Annotated in this window: 14 protein-coding genes and 1 tRNA gene; 11 read left to right on the top strand and 4 right to left on the bottom strand. The window is 68.3% G+C overall.

Annotation, left to right across the window (positions count from 1 at the left end):
- Positions 1-174: 174 nt before the first annotated feature.
- Complete coding sequence (locus YWY_RS23345) at positions 175-1,251, bottom strand: methyltransferase domain-containing protein (protein WP_051310303.1); 1,077 nt, start codon at positions 1,249-1,251, stop codon at positions 175-177.
- 3 nt (positions 1,252-1,254) lie between these two features.
- Positions 1,255-2,496 (bottom strand): hypothetical protein, encoded by a 1,242-nt coding sequence (locus YWY_RS0114920; protein ID WP_028848271.1) that lies wholly within the window; start codon positions 2,494-2,496, stop codon positions 1,255-1,257.
- Positions 2,497-2,609: 113 nt separating this feature from the next.
- Here YWY_RS0114920 and msrA point away from each other — a divergent pair, with 113 nt between their 5' ends.
- The 8 genes from msrA (at position 2,610) to YWY_RS0114960 (ending at position 9,962) form a co-directional block, all read left to right on the top strand.
- Positions 2,610-3,272 (top strand): peptide-methionine (S)-S-oxide reductase MsrA, encoded by a 663-nt coding sequence (gene msrA / locus YWY_RS0114925; protein WP_028848272.1) that lies wholly within the window; start codon positions 2,610-2,612, stop codon positions 3,270-3,272.
- A 105-nt stretch (positions 3,273-3,377) separates the two neighbouring features.
- The gene (locus tag YWY_RS0114930) at positions 3,378-3,689 is read left to right on the top strand and encodes a hypothetical protein (protein WP_156899283.1); all 312 of its coding nucleotides are present in this window, start codon (positions 3,378-3,380) and stop codon (positions 3,687-3,689) included.
- Between the two features lie 3 nt (positions 3,690-3,692).
- Entirely contained in the window at positions 3,693-5,333 is a 1,641-nt protein-coding gene (locus tag YWY_RS0114935) for an alpha/beta hydrolase (protein WP_028848274.1), read from the top strand.
- Positions 5,334-5,358: 25 nt separating this feature from the next.
- A complete protein-coding gene (locus YWY_RS0114940) occupies positions 5,359-5,886 on the top strand; it encodes an LppA family lipoprotein (RefSeq protein WP_028848275.1) in 528 nt (175 codons plus the stop codon).
- A 360-nt stretch (positions 5,887-6,246) separates the two neighbouring features.
- Entirely contained in the window at positions 6,247-7,023 is a 777-nt protein-coding gene (locus YWY_RS23350) for an ESX secretion-associated protein EspG (protein ID WP_051310304.1), read from the top strand.
- Positions 7,024-7,266: 243 nt separating this feature from the next.
- Positions 7,267-7,692: a hypothetical protein gene (locus tag YWY_RS23355; RefSeq protein ID WP_051310305.1), complete on the top strand. Its 426-nt coding sequence runs from the start codon at positions 7,267-7,269 to the stop codon at positions 7,690-7,692.
- Positions 7,693-7,694: 2 nt separating this feature from the next.
- A complete protein-coding gene (locus YWY_RS23805) occupies positions 7,695-8,300 on the top strand; it encodes a DUF3558 domain-containing protein (protein WP_169725257.1) in 606 nt (201 codons plus the stop codon).
- A gap of 12 nt (positions 8,301-8,312) precedes the next feature.
- Positions 8,313-9,962: a T-complex 10 C-terminal domain-containing protein gene (locus YWY_RS0114960; RefSeq protein ID WP_038045422.1), complete on the top strand. Its 1,650-nt coding sequence runs from the start codon at positions 8,313-8,315 to the stop codon at positions 9,960-9,962.
- Positions 9,963-10,546: 584 nt separating this feature from the next.
- Here YWY_RS0114960 and YWY_RS0114970 read toward each other — a convergent pair.
- Entirely contained in the window at positions 10,547-11,014 is a 468-nt protein-coding gene (locus YWY_RS0114970) for an anthrone oxygenase family protein (RefSeq protein WP_028848278.1), read from the bottom strand.
- Between the two features lie 455 nt (positions 11,015-11,469).
- Positions 11,470-11,545: transfer RNA gene (locus YWY_RS0114975), tRNA-Gly, on the bottom strand.
- Positions 11,546-11,845: 300 nt separating this feature from the next.
- Here YWY_RS0114975 and YWY_RS23360 point away from each other — a divergent pair.
- The 3 genes from YWY_RS23360 (at position 11,846) to YWY_RS0114990 (ending at position 14,931) form a co-directional block, all read left to right on the top strand.
- On the top strand, positions 11,846-13,474 hold the full coding sequence (locus YWY_RS23360) for a sigma-70 family RNA polymerase sigma factor (RefSeq protein ID WP_051310306.1): 1,629 nt from the start codon (positions 11,846-11,848) through the stop codon (positions 13,472-13,474).
- Between the two features lie 149 nt (positions 13,475-13,623).
- Positions 13,624-14,064 carry a hypothetical protein gene (locus tag YWY_RS0114985; protein WP_028848279.1) on the top strand — a complete coding sequence of 147 codons (441 nt, stop codon included), beginning with the start codon at positions 13,624-13,626 and terminating at the stop codon, positions 14,062-14,064.
- Positions 14,065-14,079: 15 nt separating this feature from the next.
- On the top strand, positions 14,080-14,931 hold the full coding sequence (locus YWY_RS0114990) for an Fpg/Nei family DNA glycosylase (RefSeq protein ID WP_028848280.1): 852 nt from the start codon (positions 14,080-14,082) through the stop codon (positions 14,929-14,931).
- Positions 14,932-14,952 lie beyond the last annotated feature (21 nt).

Raw genomic sequence — 14,952 nt, forward strand, 5'->3', positions numbered from 1 at the left:
CACCCCCTTTCGGGCCTTTCAGTCGTACGTCAGTCGTACCGCCAGTCGTACGTCAACCGCACCGCACCCCGTACCGCATCGTCGTGTGGCGCTGTCGTGCGGCGCTGACACGCGAGACTGGCACATTCTCTCCGGACCGGGAAACGACGGCGCAGGGACCTACCAAGTCGTGACCTAACCGCCGATGCGGATCACGTAGGTGTAGCTGTCCCAGAAGCCGTCGGAGTAATGGTCCTCGACGCGCGAGATGACCTGATTGCCGCAGTGGTGCACGATGTCGCGCACCAGGTGGTCTGGCACGGCGTGCATTTCCACGCCTCGGGTGACGTCGTCGGGACGTTCCTCCGGGACCGGTACCGGCTCTCCCACGACGTCGACGCCGACGCGGTGCGTCGGGTTGCCCGCCTCCGACCACCAGGTGACGAGTTCCTGAACCATGTCGAATTCGAGCTGGTACGTGCCGGGGTCGGTGGGTGCGGTCACGGTCAGCGGCAGCTCGACCGTCCCGCCCGGCGGCACGTCCGACGGCAGGTCGGCGCGCCCGTCGTCCCGGACGACCATCTCGTCGCCGCGTCGCCAGTGATTGCCCAGGCGCAGCCGGACACCCGACGGCCACACCGCGGAGCTGTCGTTGTGCAGCCGCACCGTCAGGCGTGCGGACTCGCCCGGGCGCAGGCATGCGGGCACGGCGAACGGTTCGAAGCGGGCGCGCAGGGCCTCGGCGGGCAGCGGGTCGGGCAGCCGCGGCTCGGTGACGACCTGCACCACGAGGACACCGCCAGGGGCGACGACCCGGTTCAGCTCCACCAGGTAGCGCAGCTGGGCCAGCGGCGGGGCGTGCTGGATGACCACCAGGCTGACCGCACAGTCGAACTCGCCGTCGGCGAACGGCAGCAGCGTTCCGTCGTAGGCATGGAACTCGACGCGGTCCGGGTGCCGGTTGTACTGCCGCGCGCGCTCGACCATCGACGAGGCGACGTCGACGCCGACCACCGACGTGACGTCGGGCTGCTCGGCGATGGCGTTGGTCAGCCTGCCCACCCCGCACCCGAAATCCAGCACCCGTCCGTGCAGGCGCAACGAGTGCTCGGCCAGGTGTTTGACCACCAGCTCGATGTCGGCCACGCCGGTGGCCATGAACTCGTCGAGATCCCAGTTGGCGCTCTTCTCCGCCGGGTAGGGCATGATCGCCCACAGCGGGTCGTCCTTGCCAAGGCGTTCCCAGGTCGAGCGGTTGCGTTCGACTCCCACCGATCACCCCTTGTTGGGCGGTAGCGTCCTGGTGATCTCGTCGAGCAGGACGGTCACTTCTTCCTCGAGCAGCTTGTCGTCGCCACCCGGGGTGGCCGCGACGCCGAGCCGGATGGTCTTGTTCCCGGACGTGTAGATGACCCGGTACACGCTGCTCTCGTCGGAAGTCTTCCGGTAGGTCGCCAGGCCCGTGTAGCCGGGTAGGCCGTTCACCTTGGGCACCCGGCTGGCGCTCAGCTGACGCATCGCGGCGGCGGTCGATTCCGCCTTCTCCCGGGACGAGTTCTCCGCGACCAGCACGACGTAGGAGAGGTCGGTGTCCCCGGCCCGTCGGCTGGAGCCCTTCCACGTCACGCTCTGCACGCCGTGGGTCTGCAGCAGCTGGGCTTCGTCGGCGCCGAAGAGATTGCGGTCGGCAGCCTGCTTCGGGGTGTAGGTGCCACTGTTGCGGTTGAGCACGCCCGGCAGTTGCGGCAGCTGGTCGACCAGCCCGGACGGGGTGCTGCCGCTGTCCGCCGACCCGGCCTGCGGGGTCGACGACGGTGCGATGGTGGGGGTTTGCGACGGCGTCGAGGCCGCAGGCGGGGGCGCCGCGCTGGTCTGGCCTGCGGTGCGGTCGGTGGAGTTCACCCACCACAGGGCGGCGCCGATCAGGATGGCGACCACCGCACCGAGACCGACCAGCATGGAAATCTTGGCAGGCTTTCCGGAGTCGTCCGCCTGGGCGAGCCGGGTGTCGGGCTTCTTGGTGGACTCACCGGCGGATCGCTTGCCGTCCGGCCCGCCGAGGCCAGTGGGCGAGACGGCGTGCGGTTCCGTCTGCTGGGCAGGCGGCGGCGCCGGCTGGGTGACGGCATCGGCCGCGGGCTGTTGGTACGGCGCGGTGGGCGTGGAGCTCTGGGCGTGCCCTGGGGCCTGAACGTGCGGTGGGAAGGGGATGGCCTCGGTGGGCTGGAAGTCGGCCGGGCTCGGCGCGGTGGTCGGCCGGTTGGTCGCCAGCAGCTCGTGCGCGGGCACCGGGGGCCTGCCCGGCCGGATGAGGTTCGGGTTGTCCGGCGTCTGCTGCGCTGCCGGCGCGGCCGAGTTGCCTGCCGTGGACGCCGGAGACGCGGTGGTGTACGGCATGCCGGGGGCGGCTGATGCCTGGGCCAGCAGCTCTTCCCGGCGCAGGACGTACTGATCCTTGGTCAGCCTGCCAGCCGCGAGGTCGGCGTCCAGCCGGCGTAGTTCCTCTTGCCAGCTCATGTCCAGTCCTCTCCCGCCGTGTGCGCAGCATAACGATGCCAGGATCAGGGTCCGAACGAACACGTATGAAATCGGCGAGCGTGTTCATCGGCCGACGGTGGCATGCTGGGGGTATGTGGCTTTCCCGTGACAAGACCACGATGGTCTCCGCCGACGAGGCGCTGCCGGGGCGGAGTGAACCGTTGCCGGTCGAGCCGAACCACGCCGTGCTGGGCACCTCGATCAAGCCGCCGTTCCCGTCGGACACCAGGACGGCGGTGTTCGGCATGGGCTGCTTCTGGGGAGCCGAGCGGCTGTTCTGGCAGCTGGACGGGGTGCATGCGACCGCGGCCGGGTACTCCGGCGGGTACACGCCGAATCCGACGTACGAGGAGGTGTGCACCGGGCGCACCGGGCACGCCGAGGTCGTCCTCGTGGTCTTCCGTCCGCAGCAGATCAGCTACGAGCAGCTGCTGAAGGTGTTCTGGGAAAACCACGACCCGACGCAGGGTATGCGGCAGGGCAACGACGTCGGCACGCAGTACCGCTCGGCCGTCTACTGGGCCGACGAGCAGCAGCGCGCGGCCGCTGAGGCGTCGGCGAAGAGCTACCAGGCCGCGCTGGCCGAGTCGGGGCTGGGGCCGATCACCACGGAGTTCGCGCAGGCCGGGCCGTTCTACTACGCCGAGACCTACCACCAGCAGTACCTGCACAAGAACCCGATGGGGTATTGCGGTATCGGCGGGACCGGCGTGGCGTGCCAGATCGGGACCGGAATCGCGGCCTCCGAGGAGTAACGGCTCGCCACGGGCAGCCGTTGCCGATCGGCTTCACCGAAAGCACCCCCGTCGCGCGGCGGCGTGTGCCATCCTGTGCGGACCAGGGACGCAGGGGGTGCGGACATGCCCGACATCGGTGTCGAACCGCGGTCGCTGCGAGCCGCGGCGCGTGGTTCGGAGGACGTGGCGGCCGAGCTTCGGGTGGTCGATCCGCGGGTGGCGGACCCGATCGCGGAGGCCATGCCCTCCTCCGGCGCGGCGAAGTACGCGACGCGGGTGAGTGACTACTGGGAAGAACGGCTGAAGCGGAGCGTGTCGTCGCTGGATCAGCGTGCGCAGAACCTGATCGCGGCCGCTGATCGCTACGACGGCGGCGAGCAGAAGGGCGTGGCCGACTTCACCGGACTGGCCCCGGGCGCCGAGCGGGAGCAGTGACTCGTGGGCGACTGGGAGACCATCGCGGGGTGGAACCCTGCCGCGCTGCGGGCAGTGGGCGACGACCTGGCGGCTGAGCTGCGGCGGTTGAAAGGAACGGAAGCCGAGCTGCGGGCGGCGGCCACACCCCAGGAGTGGGAAGGGGAAGCGGCCGAGGCGGCACGGCGGTCGCTGGCCGAGATCGAGCGCGGCGTTCTGCATCGGGTGGAGGAATTCGCCATGCTGCAGGCCGCCGTCGACGACGCGGCCGAGCGTCTGCAGCGGTTGCACGACGCGATGCACGCGGCGGCCGAGTTCGCTCGAGCGCACGGGTACGAGATCGCCGACGGTGTGGTTCGTCCCCGTCCGGACGGTGAGCCGAGCCAGGACCCGGACGTGCGCGCTCACCTGGAAGCCAAGGTGGAGCAGATCGTCCGCACCGGACTGGACATCGACGCGGACCTGACGATGGTCATGCAGTCGGTGCTCGACGGCAAGGGCCACAGTGACTCGGAGACGATGACCAAGGCCGCCGAGGCTGGCGCCGAGTCGGGTCAGTCGACCGTGCCCGATCCGCCGGAGAACGGCACACCGGCGCAGAACAAGGCGTGGTGGGACACGCTGTCCGACTCCGAACGCGCGTGGCTGATCGCGCACCGGCCGGAGGTGATCGGCAACCTCAAGGGCATCCCGTACCAGGCGCGGCACGAGGCCAACGTCAACCGGTTGGCGATCGAGCGGGAACGGCTGCTTGAGCTGCGGGAGAACCTGCGCGACTGGAAGTTCGTGCTGGAACGGGCCCGCGAAGTGGGCATCGGACAGACGATCTCCGACCTGCGGCACATCGACGACAAGCTCAAGGCGCTCGACGTGCTCGAACGCCAGGCGGAGCACAACTCGATCATCTCGCTGGACACCTCGGGTGAGCGGGTTCGTGCCGCGGTGGCGATCGGCGATGTCGACAACGCGGACTACGTGGCCGTGCACACGCCGGGCATGAACTCCGCGGTCGAGGACAACATGAATCGGTACGTCGACGAGCTGCGCGAGGTCACCCAGTACGCGCAGGACATGCTCGTCGGGACGGACAAGACGGTGGCGACGGTGGTGTGGATGGACTACCTGCCGCCGAAGACCAGCGTCGACGAGATCGTGGAGGGCATCTTCGACGACCGCGCCGAGGACGGTGCGAAGCGTCTGGCCGCGGAGCTGGAAGGCCTTCGGGCGAGCCGGATGGACCACCCGCCGGACCGGGTCACCGCGATCGGCCATTCTTACGGCTCGCTGACCACCGCGTTGGCACTGCGGGAGACCGATGCGGTCGACGCGTTCGTGTCGCAAGGCTCGCCGGGGTGGAACGGCGACGACGGCCTGAAGGTGCCGCCTGGCGAGTTGTACAACATGCGCACGGACGGCGACCTGATCGCCGGCACCGGGTGGTACGGGGGCAACCCCGAGCACTACGACGGTGTGCGGCAGTTGGACACCGATGACGCGGTGACCGTCGACGGGGATCCGCTGGCCGGCTCGGAGGGCCACAGCGGATACACCGAGGCGGACCGGGTGAAGGCGACCAGCGAGTACAACACCGCGGCGGTGATCACCGGGCGGCACGACCTGCTGATCGAGAAGCAGCCGCCGCGAGAGCACGTGGACACCCGGTGATGCGGACGAGCGTGGCGAGAGCGAGATGAGTCCAGAAGAGCAGTTCGCCGAGCTGATGAGCCGGCCGGACACCGAGCAGGCCAGGCAGCTGTACGAGCGGATGCAGGCCAGGATCCGTGCCGCGTTGAGCGAGCGGCTGGGGCTCGGTGCATGGGAGACCGACCCGGCGACGGCGAGTGAGGCCCCGTGTGGGGACTTCCCGGACGTGCACCCGTTCAACGCGTCGACTTTCGGGATGCCGTTGTGGTTCACCATGGGGCCGCTCGAGCCGGAACAGTGGCAGGCGGCCAAGCAGGTGCTGCGTGACGTCACCGGGGAGCACGGGTTCCGGCAGGTGGTGCTGGACGTGGACGGCCCGGTCAGCCGGGTGTTCCAGTTGTCCGACGGCAAAGGCGCGGCGGTACGGCTGATGGTGAATCCGCAGGACAGGGTGGTGCTGCGGGTGGACGCCGGGTGCCACCTCAAACCGGAGGTCAAGCGGCTCGGGCGGCCGTTGAACGAGGTGGAGAAGGAGCAGTATCGGCAGTCTCGGCACCGTGCGGGCGGTTCCTGAGCGCCTGGGCTCCGGCGCGGTCCAGCATCGCCAAATTGGCGACGTCGTCCACGGCTTCTGCCTTTTGCGTGCCTGGCTGCGGTGCGCACCAGACCCCGCGTCGACGTCGCCTACGGCGTTCAGTCCTTCGTGGCCAGCTCCCTGTCCGCTCGGGCATCGCTCGACCGGACGACAGGTCGTTGCCTCGACCGGCGGGGATCCCGTGCAAAAGGAGCTGCCCGTTGGGGTCCGTCCGTCACCCGTGAGATGCCTGACCGGTGAGTGATTTGGCGGTAATGCCGCTTCCGATGGTGCGGGCTGCGCTACGGTCAGGCAGGGAGAGAAGCATCCTGGGGGAGGACCGGGTTGGTTTCGGCGCGTTTGTCACTGCCAGCCGTCGATTTCCTGTTCGAAGACCTCGAGTTGGGGCGCCCGCCGCAGCCGTTCGACGTACCGTCGGTCGGCGAGACCATGGACGAACGCCAGCGTTTGCGGGAAGCCACCTACCGGGTGCTGGAACGCAGCGGTGTCGTCGACGCCGGGCGGGTGAACTCGCAGGTCGAGGACATGCTCGTGGTGCTGGCCCGGGCGCCTGTGGCGATCGCGCTGAGCGGGGATGTCGACGGCGCGCTTGTTCTGGCACGTGCGTGCACGGACGGCCAGGATGCCGTGGTCGCTCATCAGGAGGGCAATGCGATCGTCGTCCGTTCGGTGCGCCCGGCGGCGATCATCCCGGAGCTGTTGTCGATGCTGCCGGACATTCCGGCAGGCCAGGGCGCCGAAGAGCGCATGCCGATGGCCGGCTCGTCGGAGGAACCGCGTTACGGCCAGGACGACGACGAGTTCGATCCGATGGCCATGGCCCGAGTGCGCCCGAGCCGAGCCAGCGAGGGCAGCGGTGTGCTGCGGCTGTTCGCGCGGCCGCGGTTGGGGTTCGGTGCCATCAACGCCCAGGTGCGGAAGTCCAGGCGGGGCGTGTCGCGCTGGGCGCAGGTGTGCCGGCTGACCTGGTGGGATTTCGACCAGGAGAACGGTTCCGGCCCTGGGCGCTGGTACACCACCATCGACGGCGATCCGCCGTACCTGACTTTGCATCCCGGCGACAGCCGCCGCATCGCCTCGTACCTGCAGCGGACCCTGGCCGCGCATCTGGAGTGATTGGTGCGGAACGGGAGCTTCGTCTCGGCCGTCCAAGTCATCGAGCCGAAGGAGACGGCGGGTTCCACGCGTCCGGATCCCGAAACGCGGTCAGGAGTCGGCAATGGGCAACGAATCGCGAAGACTCGATCTTGTGAGGGTCGACGGTGCGGGCGGGGTGAAAGCTCGTCCGAAGTGTCCATTTCTGCTGGTTGGGGCTGGTAGACTGGCCGCCGCACACCGAGCGTGAGGGGGGTTGTACGCATGGCTTTCGTCCCCACCGGGCCGGCCGTTTCCGCTGGCAGCCTCGAGGCTCTGTTCGGCTCTGCCGCACAGAACTCCGCGGCCATCAAGGGGGCAGAGGCGTTCCGCAACGCCGCCAAGGCCGGGAAGTTCGCCGTCGATCCCGACCAGGCAAAGGAGGCGTTGAACTACCTTCGTGTCGCAGGGGTAGACGTGCGTGAGGCGCTGCTGAGTGCCACGGAGCTCGCTCGCGAACCCAAGATTGGCTCCAGCGATTTTGCGCACGCGGCGAGACAGGCCTATCTGGAGGGTGGTAGGTCGGCTGCCGAAGCTTTGGTGTCGACATTGAAAGTTCTGGAACTCTATCGCGAGGGAATCGACGCCGCCATGAAGAACTATCGGCGATTGGACGATGACGCTGCCGGCAGATTCCGTGGGAGCGACTGACAGTGCGCGGGCTGACCAACTTGCGACAGTTCGTTATCGGCAGTGTGGTGCTCTTGTCGCTGGCGGCGTGCGGCGAAGAAGCTGGTCGCGCTGTCTCGGCAAAGAATGGAGATGTCGCGCCTCAGCCACCTTCGTCGGCTGAGGCTCCGCAGCAGCCGTCTCCGCCGGCGGCTGGCGAGCCGGAACAGAACGAGAGTCTGGAATCGATCAACCCTTGCGGGCTGCTCTCGGAAAGTCAACTCGCCGAGTTGGCTGACAATCTGGATTTCGTATCCACCAGCGGCAAGAACTGTCGTTGGTCAAATAGAGAAGCGATGGGCGCGGACGACGACTTTTTCATGATGATCGTCCGTCTTCGTCCCGGTCAGTCGGTCGATGAATTGGACCTCATCACGACGGGATCCACCCAGACGGGCGAGGTCGATGGCCGGCCGGCGAAGATGATCGCCGCGGACGTGGTGGAAGGTCAATGCACGCTTGGTTTCGCTGCGGGCTCGGGGCGGGTGGACATTTACATCTCATCGACGGCCGGCACGGAACGAGCTTGCGCGCTGGCTGATCGAGCCGCGGAGATGATCGAGCCGAAGCTGCCTGAGCCGGTTTCGTAGCGGAGGGGGAGTGTGATGGTCAGTGACAGGCGGCGTGCTGAGCTGGAGCATCTGGCGTCGTTGCCGGAGGATCAGCAGGACGAGTGGCTGAAGGAGAACGTTCCGCCGCATGAGCGGGAGCAGTTCATTCGGGACTTGCAGACGCTTGCTGCTGAAGAGGGTGGGTTTTTCGACGAGCTTTTGAACAGGATCGTCGGGTCGATCACCGCGGACAGGCGCGCGGACCGGTTGTCGCAGCAGGCGATCGCCGAAGCCAGCTCGGGTGATGTGGAGTACGTGCGGGTTCCCGGTGCGCCGAATACCAATTATCTCGGTGTTCCGCACGAAGATTTGAAGAGATGGTCTGTTGACGACAACGAGCCTGGAGACGTTGGTCAGATTTCGAGCTCGTATTTCGAAATCAGCAATGCCTACAAAGAGATGAACACCGCCGTCTCGCAGGCGGTCAAGATCCTGCGTGGTGCTTGGGAGGGGGATGCCGCGGACGCTGCTGCGTCGTATGGGAGTCAGTTGGCGCAGTATGCGGATGTGTCGTCGCAGAACGCTCGGCTTGCGTCCGAGGTGGTTGCTGCGCAGGCGGATGCGTCGGAGACGTTCCGGAATGCGATGCCGGATCCGGTTCCGTTCTCGTGGGATGAGGAGATGAGGCGGGCTCGTTCGGCGAATGATCCGTTCGATTCGGTGTCGATTCTGCTGGGGGCTTTCGACAAGCAGAAGCGGAGTCAGGAGGCGCACGAGCAGGCGGCGCGGGTGGCGGCGAATTTCGACAATTCTACGTACACGACGGTGTCGAAGGCGCCGGTGTTTGCCGAGCCGCCGAAGTTCGACGGCAGTGGGAGCGCGGAGAGCAGTTCGAGCACCGGTGGTGGGGACAAGAACAAGGCCATCTCCTCGATCGGGACGAACCTGCCGCGGGTGAGCAGGCCGACGTCGCAGCCGACGGGTACGAGTAGCAGGACCAGCCGCAGTGGTGGGCGGATCGAGCCGCCGAAGACGGGCACGAACAACCGCACCGGTGACAGCTCGGGCAGTTCGCGGGGTGGTGTCCGCCTGCCGGACGGGTCGCGGCGGTTGCCGGACGGCACCATCGTCAAGCCCGATGGCACCCGGATCCTGCCGGACGGGACGAAGGTGTTGCCGGACGGCACCAGGGTGTTGCCCAATGGCCGGGTCATTCCGCCGGGCAACACCAGCACGTCCGGGTTCGACCCGGCGGGCACGGGTTCGCGGTCCGGGTCGCTTGCCGGGAGTTCGGCCTACGGGTCGACCGGTGTGGGCGGCGGTAGTGCCGGTGGTGGCGCCGGTGGTGTGGCCGGGTTCGGTCCGCTCGGCAGTGGCGCGGCCGGTGGTGCCGCTGGGGGAGCCCTCGGCGCCGGCAAGGGTGCTGGTGTGATCGGTCCCGGTTCACCCGGCGCGGCCGGTGCCGGTGCGGCGGCTGCCCGCGCTGGAGCCGGCGGGTTCGGCCCCCGCGGCATGGCCGGCATGATGGGCGGCGCCGCAGGCGCGCGTGGCCAGGGTGCCGAGGACAAAGAACACAAAGACCAGTACTACATCAAACAGGAGATGGACCCCGGCCTGAAAGTCGAATACGACGAACACGGCGAAAAACTCATCGACGAAACCACCGGCATGACCGTCGTCCCATCAGTCATCGGCGAATAACCCACCCCGCCTGCGGGCCCGAGCACGGTATCCGCCATCAGCGCGTCCTGAGTGACGATGGTGGTCGGCTGGTCGCTGCTCGAGACGAGCGGCTTGCGGCTCGTCGTGTCGGCGAGGCTGGTTTGGCCTGTGTGTCCGAGACGAGACGGCGGGCCGTTGCCTACCGCTGTTTCGGGTGCAGATTCATCCACGATGGTGGGCGCGCCCCGGGTGCCGACCCCTGTCCAGCGTGCAGATTCCACGCCTCAGCAGCGCCGGGTCGATCTACACCTTGGCCGTGCCCGCCGGTGGATTCGACTGCGGAGCGTGTGCTCGCAGCACGTCCAGCCCGTCGTGGCCGTCGGCGTGGAGGCCGCTCATGGCCTGCCGGGGGCACGGTCACTGACGGGGAAGCGACCGTCCTGATCGCAACGCGCTGATCGTCGCCGTCACCGCGGTGGGAGCACGGCCTGGGTCTGCGTCACCTGGGCACCCGCCGCTCGTGCTCGTCGAACAGGTCGGTCTGCGAAACGATCACGGTCGGGCAGGATCGGGGTGCTGGGTTGGCGTTGAGACCGGCACGGCTGCGTGCTGCCGATTGTGATTCACACAGTCAGCGAGACGATCAGCGCCGCCATGGCGCCCGTCGTGGCGACCGAGCGGACGTGATTCCACGCCACCCAGCGGCGGCGGTACTCCGCCCAGAACGATGCGCCATCGGGAGTGGCGGGGTCGGATTCGGCCAGCCGGTTGTTCAACGGCACGTTGCATGCTGCGGTGACACCGAACGAGCCGACGAGATACAGCAAGCCGCCCGCCAGCCGCCAGGGAGACTCCGCTTGCCAGTCGACGACGGCAGCCACCGACAGGATCGCGCTGAGCAGTGTCGTTCCCATGAACGACAGCAGGAACAGTGGGTTGAGGATGTCCTCGTTGATCGCCCGCATCGCTGCGGCGCCGTGCTCCGGCGCCAGTCGGCCGAGCGACGTCATCACGAAACCGGAGAACGCGTAGAAGATACCGGCCATGAGTCCGCACCCCACGGCGGCGACGACGGTCAATGCGGTGATCATGACCGCATCATCCCGTGACGGGACGTTCCTCCGCTACGAGAAGCTTGAGACGAATTCTGGCGTGCGGGACTCGCTCGGACGCGGCGCGGGGAGCCTCGAAACGGGCTCGGGCAGGGTACAGCCCTCAGCGCCTTGGTGAACGGCGGGGCTGAGGAGCGGTGTTTGGAGTCGCGGGCGGGTCGGTGGACGTGCATCTGTCAGGGCTTTGGTGAACGGCGGGGCTGAGAAGCCGTGTTTGGAGTCGCGGACGGCTCGGGCAGGGCACAGTGCTCCGTGCCGCGGTTGACGGCGCGGCCAAGGAACGGTGCGCGGAGTACGCGCAACGGGGCTCGGCCGAGACACAGCGTGTGGAACTTCAGGACACTCCCCGACCAAGGCGCATGGCGCCACGGGAGATTGCTCGACGTGTGGAGCCACGGAAGGAAGTACGCAGGACCCCGAGAGGCGTCCTGTCTTGGAGCGGACGACGGGACTCGAACCCGCGACCCTCACCTTGGCAAGGTGATGCGCTACCAACTGCGCTACGTCCGCAAGCGACGACCGAAGTTTATACCGCTCGCTCAGCGCGCCGTGCAGGGGACCACCGATCGGACAGCTTTTGATGTGTCGCCCGTGACCGCTCAGCGCGCCGTGCAGGGGACCACCACTTCACCAGCCACACTGACCGCTGGTCGCGCCGTACCGGCCGCTCGCCTGGCGAATCGGCGCCTGTGGCGCAAAATCGTCACTCTCCGTCGTTCTCCCGGTCACACTGACACCCGATCCGCAGGCGTACGACGTAGCCCGAACGGGGCTGCCGATCACGGTATCGGCGAGGAGGGACCTGGCCGGATGACGCACGAGACGGATGAGCAGGACTTGCTCACACGTCTGCGAAGCGGGCAGGACGAAGCATTCGGCGAGCTGTTCGAGCGGCACGCCCCTGCGGTGCGTCGGCTGGCCTGCAGCCTGGCGAACGACCCTGCCGAAGCCGACGACATCACGGCCGAGACCTTCTTCCGTGTTCTCCGCGCCATCAAGCGCGGCAACGGACCCCACGACAACATCCGCGGCTACCTGCTCACGGTGGCCCGCCGGGTGGCCTGGGAGTGGCGCGGCGCCTCGCACGACGTCCCGGTCAGCGACGACGAGCTGACCAGCCGCGCCGGGGCGACCGAGTCGGCCTGCGCGCGGTCGGCCGAGTACGCGCTCATCACCCGCGCGTTCGTCAGCCTCCCCGAACGATGGCGCACCGTGTTGTGGCGTACCGAGGTGGAGGGTGCGCAGCCGGCCAAGGTCGCGCCGCACTTCGGCTTGACCCCGAACGCGACCGCCGCCCTGGCCCGCCGGGCCAGGCAAGGCCTGCGTGCCGCCTATCTGCAGGCTCACCTGAGCACCTACCAGGGCAACGCGAGCTGTCGCTCGGTGCTGGACAAGCTCGGCAGCTACACCGCCGGAGCCGTCACGCCCGCGGAGGCGGCGCGGATCGCGGCGCATCTCGGCAACTGCGCGGCGTGCCGTTCCACGCACGCAGAGCTGCGCGATGTCTGCCACTCGCTCCGCGCGCACGCCGGGGTCATCGCGTTGGCGCTGCCGTCCCTGGCCGGTGCCGGAGCCTTGGCCGCCGGGTCGGCCGAGTCCGGGACGGCGGTTGCCACCGGGACAACCGCGACATCCGGGACAACGGTTGCCACCGAGGCAACGGCGACGTCCGGGACAACGGCGTCCGGGACGGCAGCGGTAGCCGGCAAGCTCACCGCGCTCAAGAGCGTCTTCGCCAGCGCCAAACTCAAAGTCGGCGTCGCCGTGGCCTCCACGGCCGTGGTCGGCGTGCTCGGCTGGAGCGCGGGCGCGATGCTCAACGGCGAAGCCGTGAACGTGCTGGGCCTGCACGGCCAGCAGGGCTACGACCGCCACGACCCGACGGTGGAGCGCGGCCACGGCGAGGGAACGTCGTCGCCATCCGGTCAACTGCTCAAGCGCTCCCCGGCCAAGACCATCGATACGCAGCGCCAGGAGCAGGACAGCGACACCCAGCGCCTCGACAGCGTCAAACCGAACAGGTCGGACTCCGGCACGGCGGACCACCTGTCCGGGACGGTCCTGGCCGAAGTTCCGCCGACCACGCCGTCCTCCCCGGACACCGTTCCCGACCTGCCCTCGCCGAAGGCGAAGAACACCACGGTCGTCGAGGGCGCACGCGAGCGGCACCTGCCGGGCTCGCCGCCGGACAGCCAGCCCGAGGAGACGGTCAACAGGCCGGCATTGGCGCCGGAGGAGCCGCCTCAGTCCTCGTACGAGGACGTGGCCCACGACTGCGTCGACGACTTCGAGTACTACGAGTTCTACAACGACGTCGCACACCGGACCGAGATGTACGAGTACTCGTACATGCGTGGTGTGGGTTACGAGCGCACCACCTACATCTACGACGACGGGCAGGAATACTCGTCCACCTACTACTGGCACGACGACTGCTGACCCGCCCGGGGCACCACGAGCAGCTGACGCACGTCCCCGGGTCGTGATCACGCTGAGCGACCATCGAAGCTGCCCGAATTGACGTCTCCGGATGGGCACCGACTACGCCACAATGGGTGCGCAGGAACGGCGATCCGAGAGGAGACGGAATGGCCGAGCAGTCGGTCATCGCAGCCGACGGCCGGAAATGGACTCTGCGCAGTCAGCTGGAATGGCGCGCCCCCGCCACCGCAGAAGACTTCGAGCACGACGTCACCGGTGGCCAGGTCTCCGCGGCGATCATGATCTCCCTGGTCGTGATCTTCGCCGCCGTTCTGTTCCTGTGGATGCCGGACGCGGTGGTCGTGCCGAGCTGGGTGGTGCTCCTGCTGGCCCTGATCATCCTCTTCTTCCCGACGCGCTGGGCGCTGCGCCGGCCGTGGCGGGTCGTCGCGGAGACCGTCGAGAATGACGAGGACGCCGAACCCGAGCGCTGGGTCGGCACCGTCCGGGGCGTGTTCAAGGTGCAGGGCGAGCTCAAGCGGATCAAGACCGCGATCGAGGAGCACTCCATGCCGGACATCAACGGACCGCTCCGGCCGGTCGAGTAGGCACCAGGAGGCGCCATGCCCGAGCTGCCCGAGGTCGAAGCCCTCGCCCACTTCCTCCGGGAGCACGCTGTCGGCCGGGCGGTCTCGCGGATCGACGTGGCGTCACTGGCGGTGCTGAAGACGTTCGACCCGCCGATCACCGCCGCCCACGGCAAAGAAGTCACCGACGTGCGCAGGCACGGCAAACACCTCGACGTCTGCCTGGGCGAGCTGCATCTCATCACCCATCTGGCCCGTGCGGGCTGGCTGCGCTGGTCGGACGAGCTGTCGCCGAAGCCGGTGCGTCCCGGCAAAGGACCGATCGCGCTGCGCCTCCACCTCGGCGGCCCGGGCTTCGACCTCACCGAGGCGGGCACCAAGAAGGGCATGGCGGTCTGGCTGGTGCGCGACCCGTCCGAGGTCGCAAGCATCGCCACGCTGGGGCCGGACGCCGCCACACTGGATCGCGACGGCCTGGCGGGCATCCTGGCCGGGCGTACCGAGCGGCTGAAGAACGCGATCACCGATCAGCGGCTCATCGCCGGCATCGGCAACGCCTACTCCGACGAGATCCTGCACACGGCGCGGCTGTCGCCGTATGCCACCGCGGGCCGCCTCGACGACGACGCGCTCGACCGGCTGCACGAAGCCATGGTCACCGTGCTGCGGGATGCGGTCGACCGATCCGTCGGGCAGGAGGCCGCCCGGTTGAAGGGCGAGAAGCGCTCCGGCCTGCGGGTGCACGGCCGTACCGGCCTGCCGTGCCCGGTGTGCGGGGACACGATCCGCGAGGTGTCGTTCGCCGACAAGTCGTTCCAGTACTGCCCCACGTGCCAGACCAAGGGGAAGCCGCTGTCCGATCGTAGGCTCGATCGCCTGCTCAAGTGACATTCACCGAACGCGATCGGC

Source organism: Thermocrispum agreste DSM 44070 (assembly GCF_000427905.1).
Classification (GTDB): Bacteria; Actinomycetota; Actinomycetes; order Mycobacteriales; family Pseudonocardiaceae; genus Thermocrispum; species Thermocrispum agreste.

What these genes read in the sequence shown, in the direction of transcription:
- YWY_RS0114920 (WP_028848271.1), bottom strand. Translation starts at nt 2,496, where the DNA reads ATGAGCTGGCAAGAGGAACTACGCCGGCTGGACGCCGACCTCGCGGCT.
- msrA (WP_028848272.1), top strand. Translation starts at nt 2,610, where the DNA reads ATGTGGCTTTCCCGTGACAAGACCACGATGGTCTCCGCCGACGAGGCG.
- YWY_RS0114930 (WP_156899283.1), top strand. Translation starts at nt 3,378, where the DNA reads ATGCCCGACATCGGTGTCGAACCGCGGTCGCTGCGAGCCGCGGCGCGT.
- YWY_RS0114940 (WP_028848275.1), top strand. Translation starts at nt 5,359, where the DNA reads ATGAGTCCAGAAGAGCAGTTCGCCGAGCTGATGAGCCGGCCGGACACC.
- YWY_RS23355 (WP_051310305.1), top strand. Translation starts at nt 7,267, where the DNA reads ATGGCTTTCGTCCCCACCGGGCCGGCCGTTTCCGCTGGCAGCCTCGAG.
- YWY_RS0114970 (WP_028848278.1), bottom strand. Translation starts at nt 11,014, where the DNA reads ATGATCACCGCATTGACCGTCGTCGCCGCCGTGGGGTGCGGACTCATG.
- YWY_RS23360 (WP_051310306.1), top strand. Translation starts at nt 11,846, where the DNA reads ATGACGCACGAGACGGATGAGCAGGACTTGCTCACACGTCTGCGAAGC.
- YWY_RS0114985 (WP_028848279.1), top strand. Translation starts at nt 13,624, where the DNA reads ATGGCCGAGCAGTCGGTCATCGCAGCCGACGGCCGGAAATGGACTCTG.
- YWY_RS0114990 (WP_028848280.1), top strand. Translation starts at nt 14,080, where the DNA reads ATGCCCGAGCTGCCCGAGGTCGAAGCCCTCGCCCACTTCCTCCGGGAG.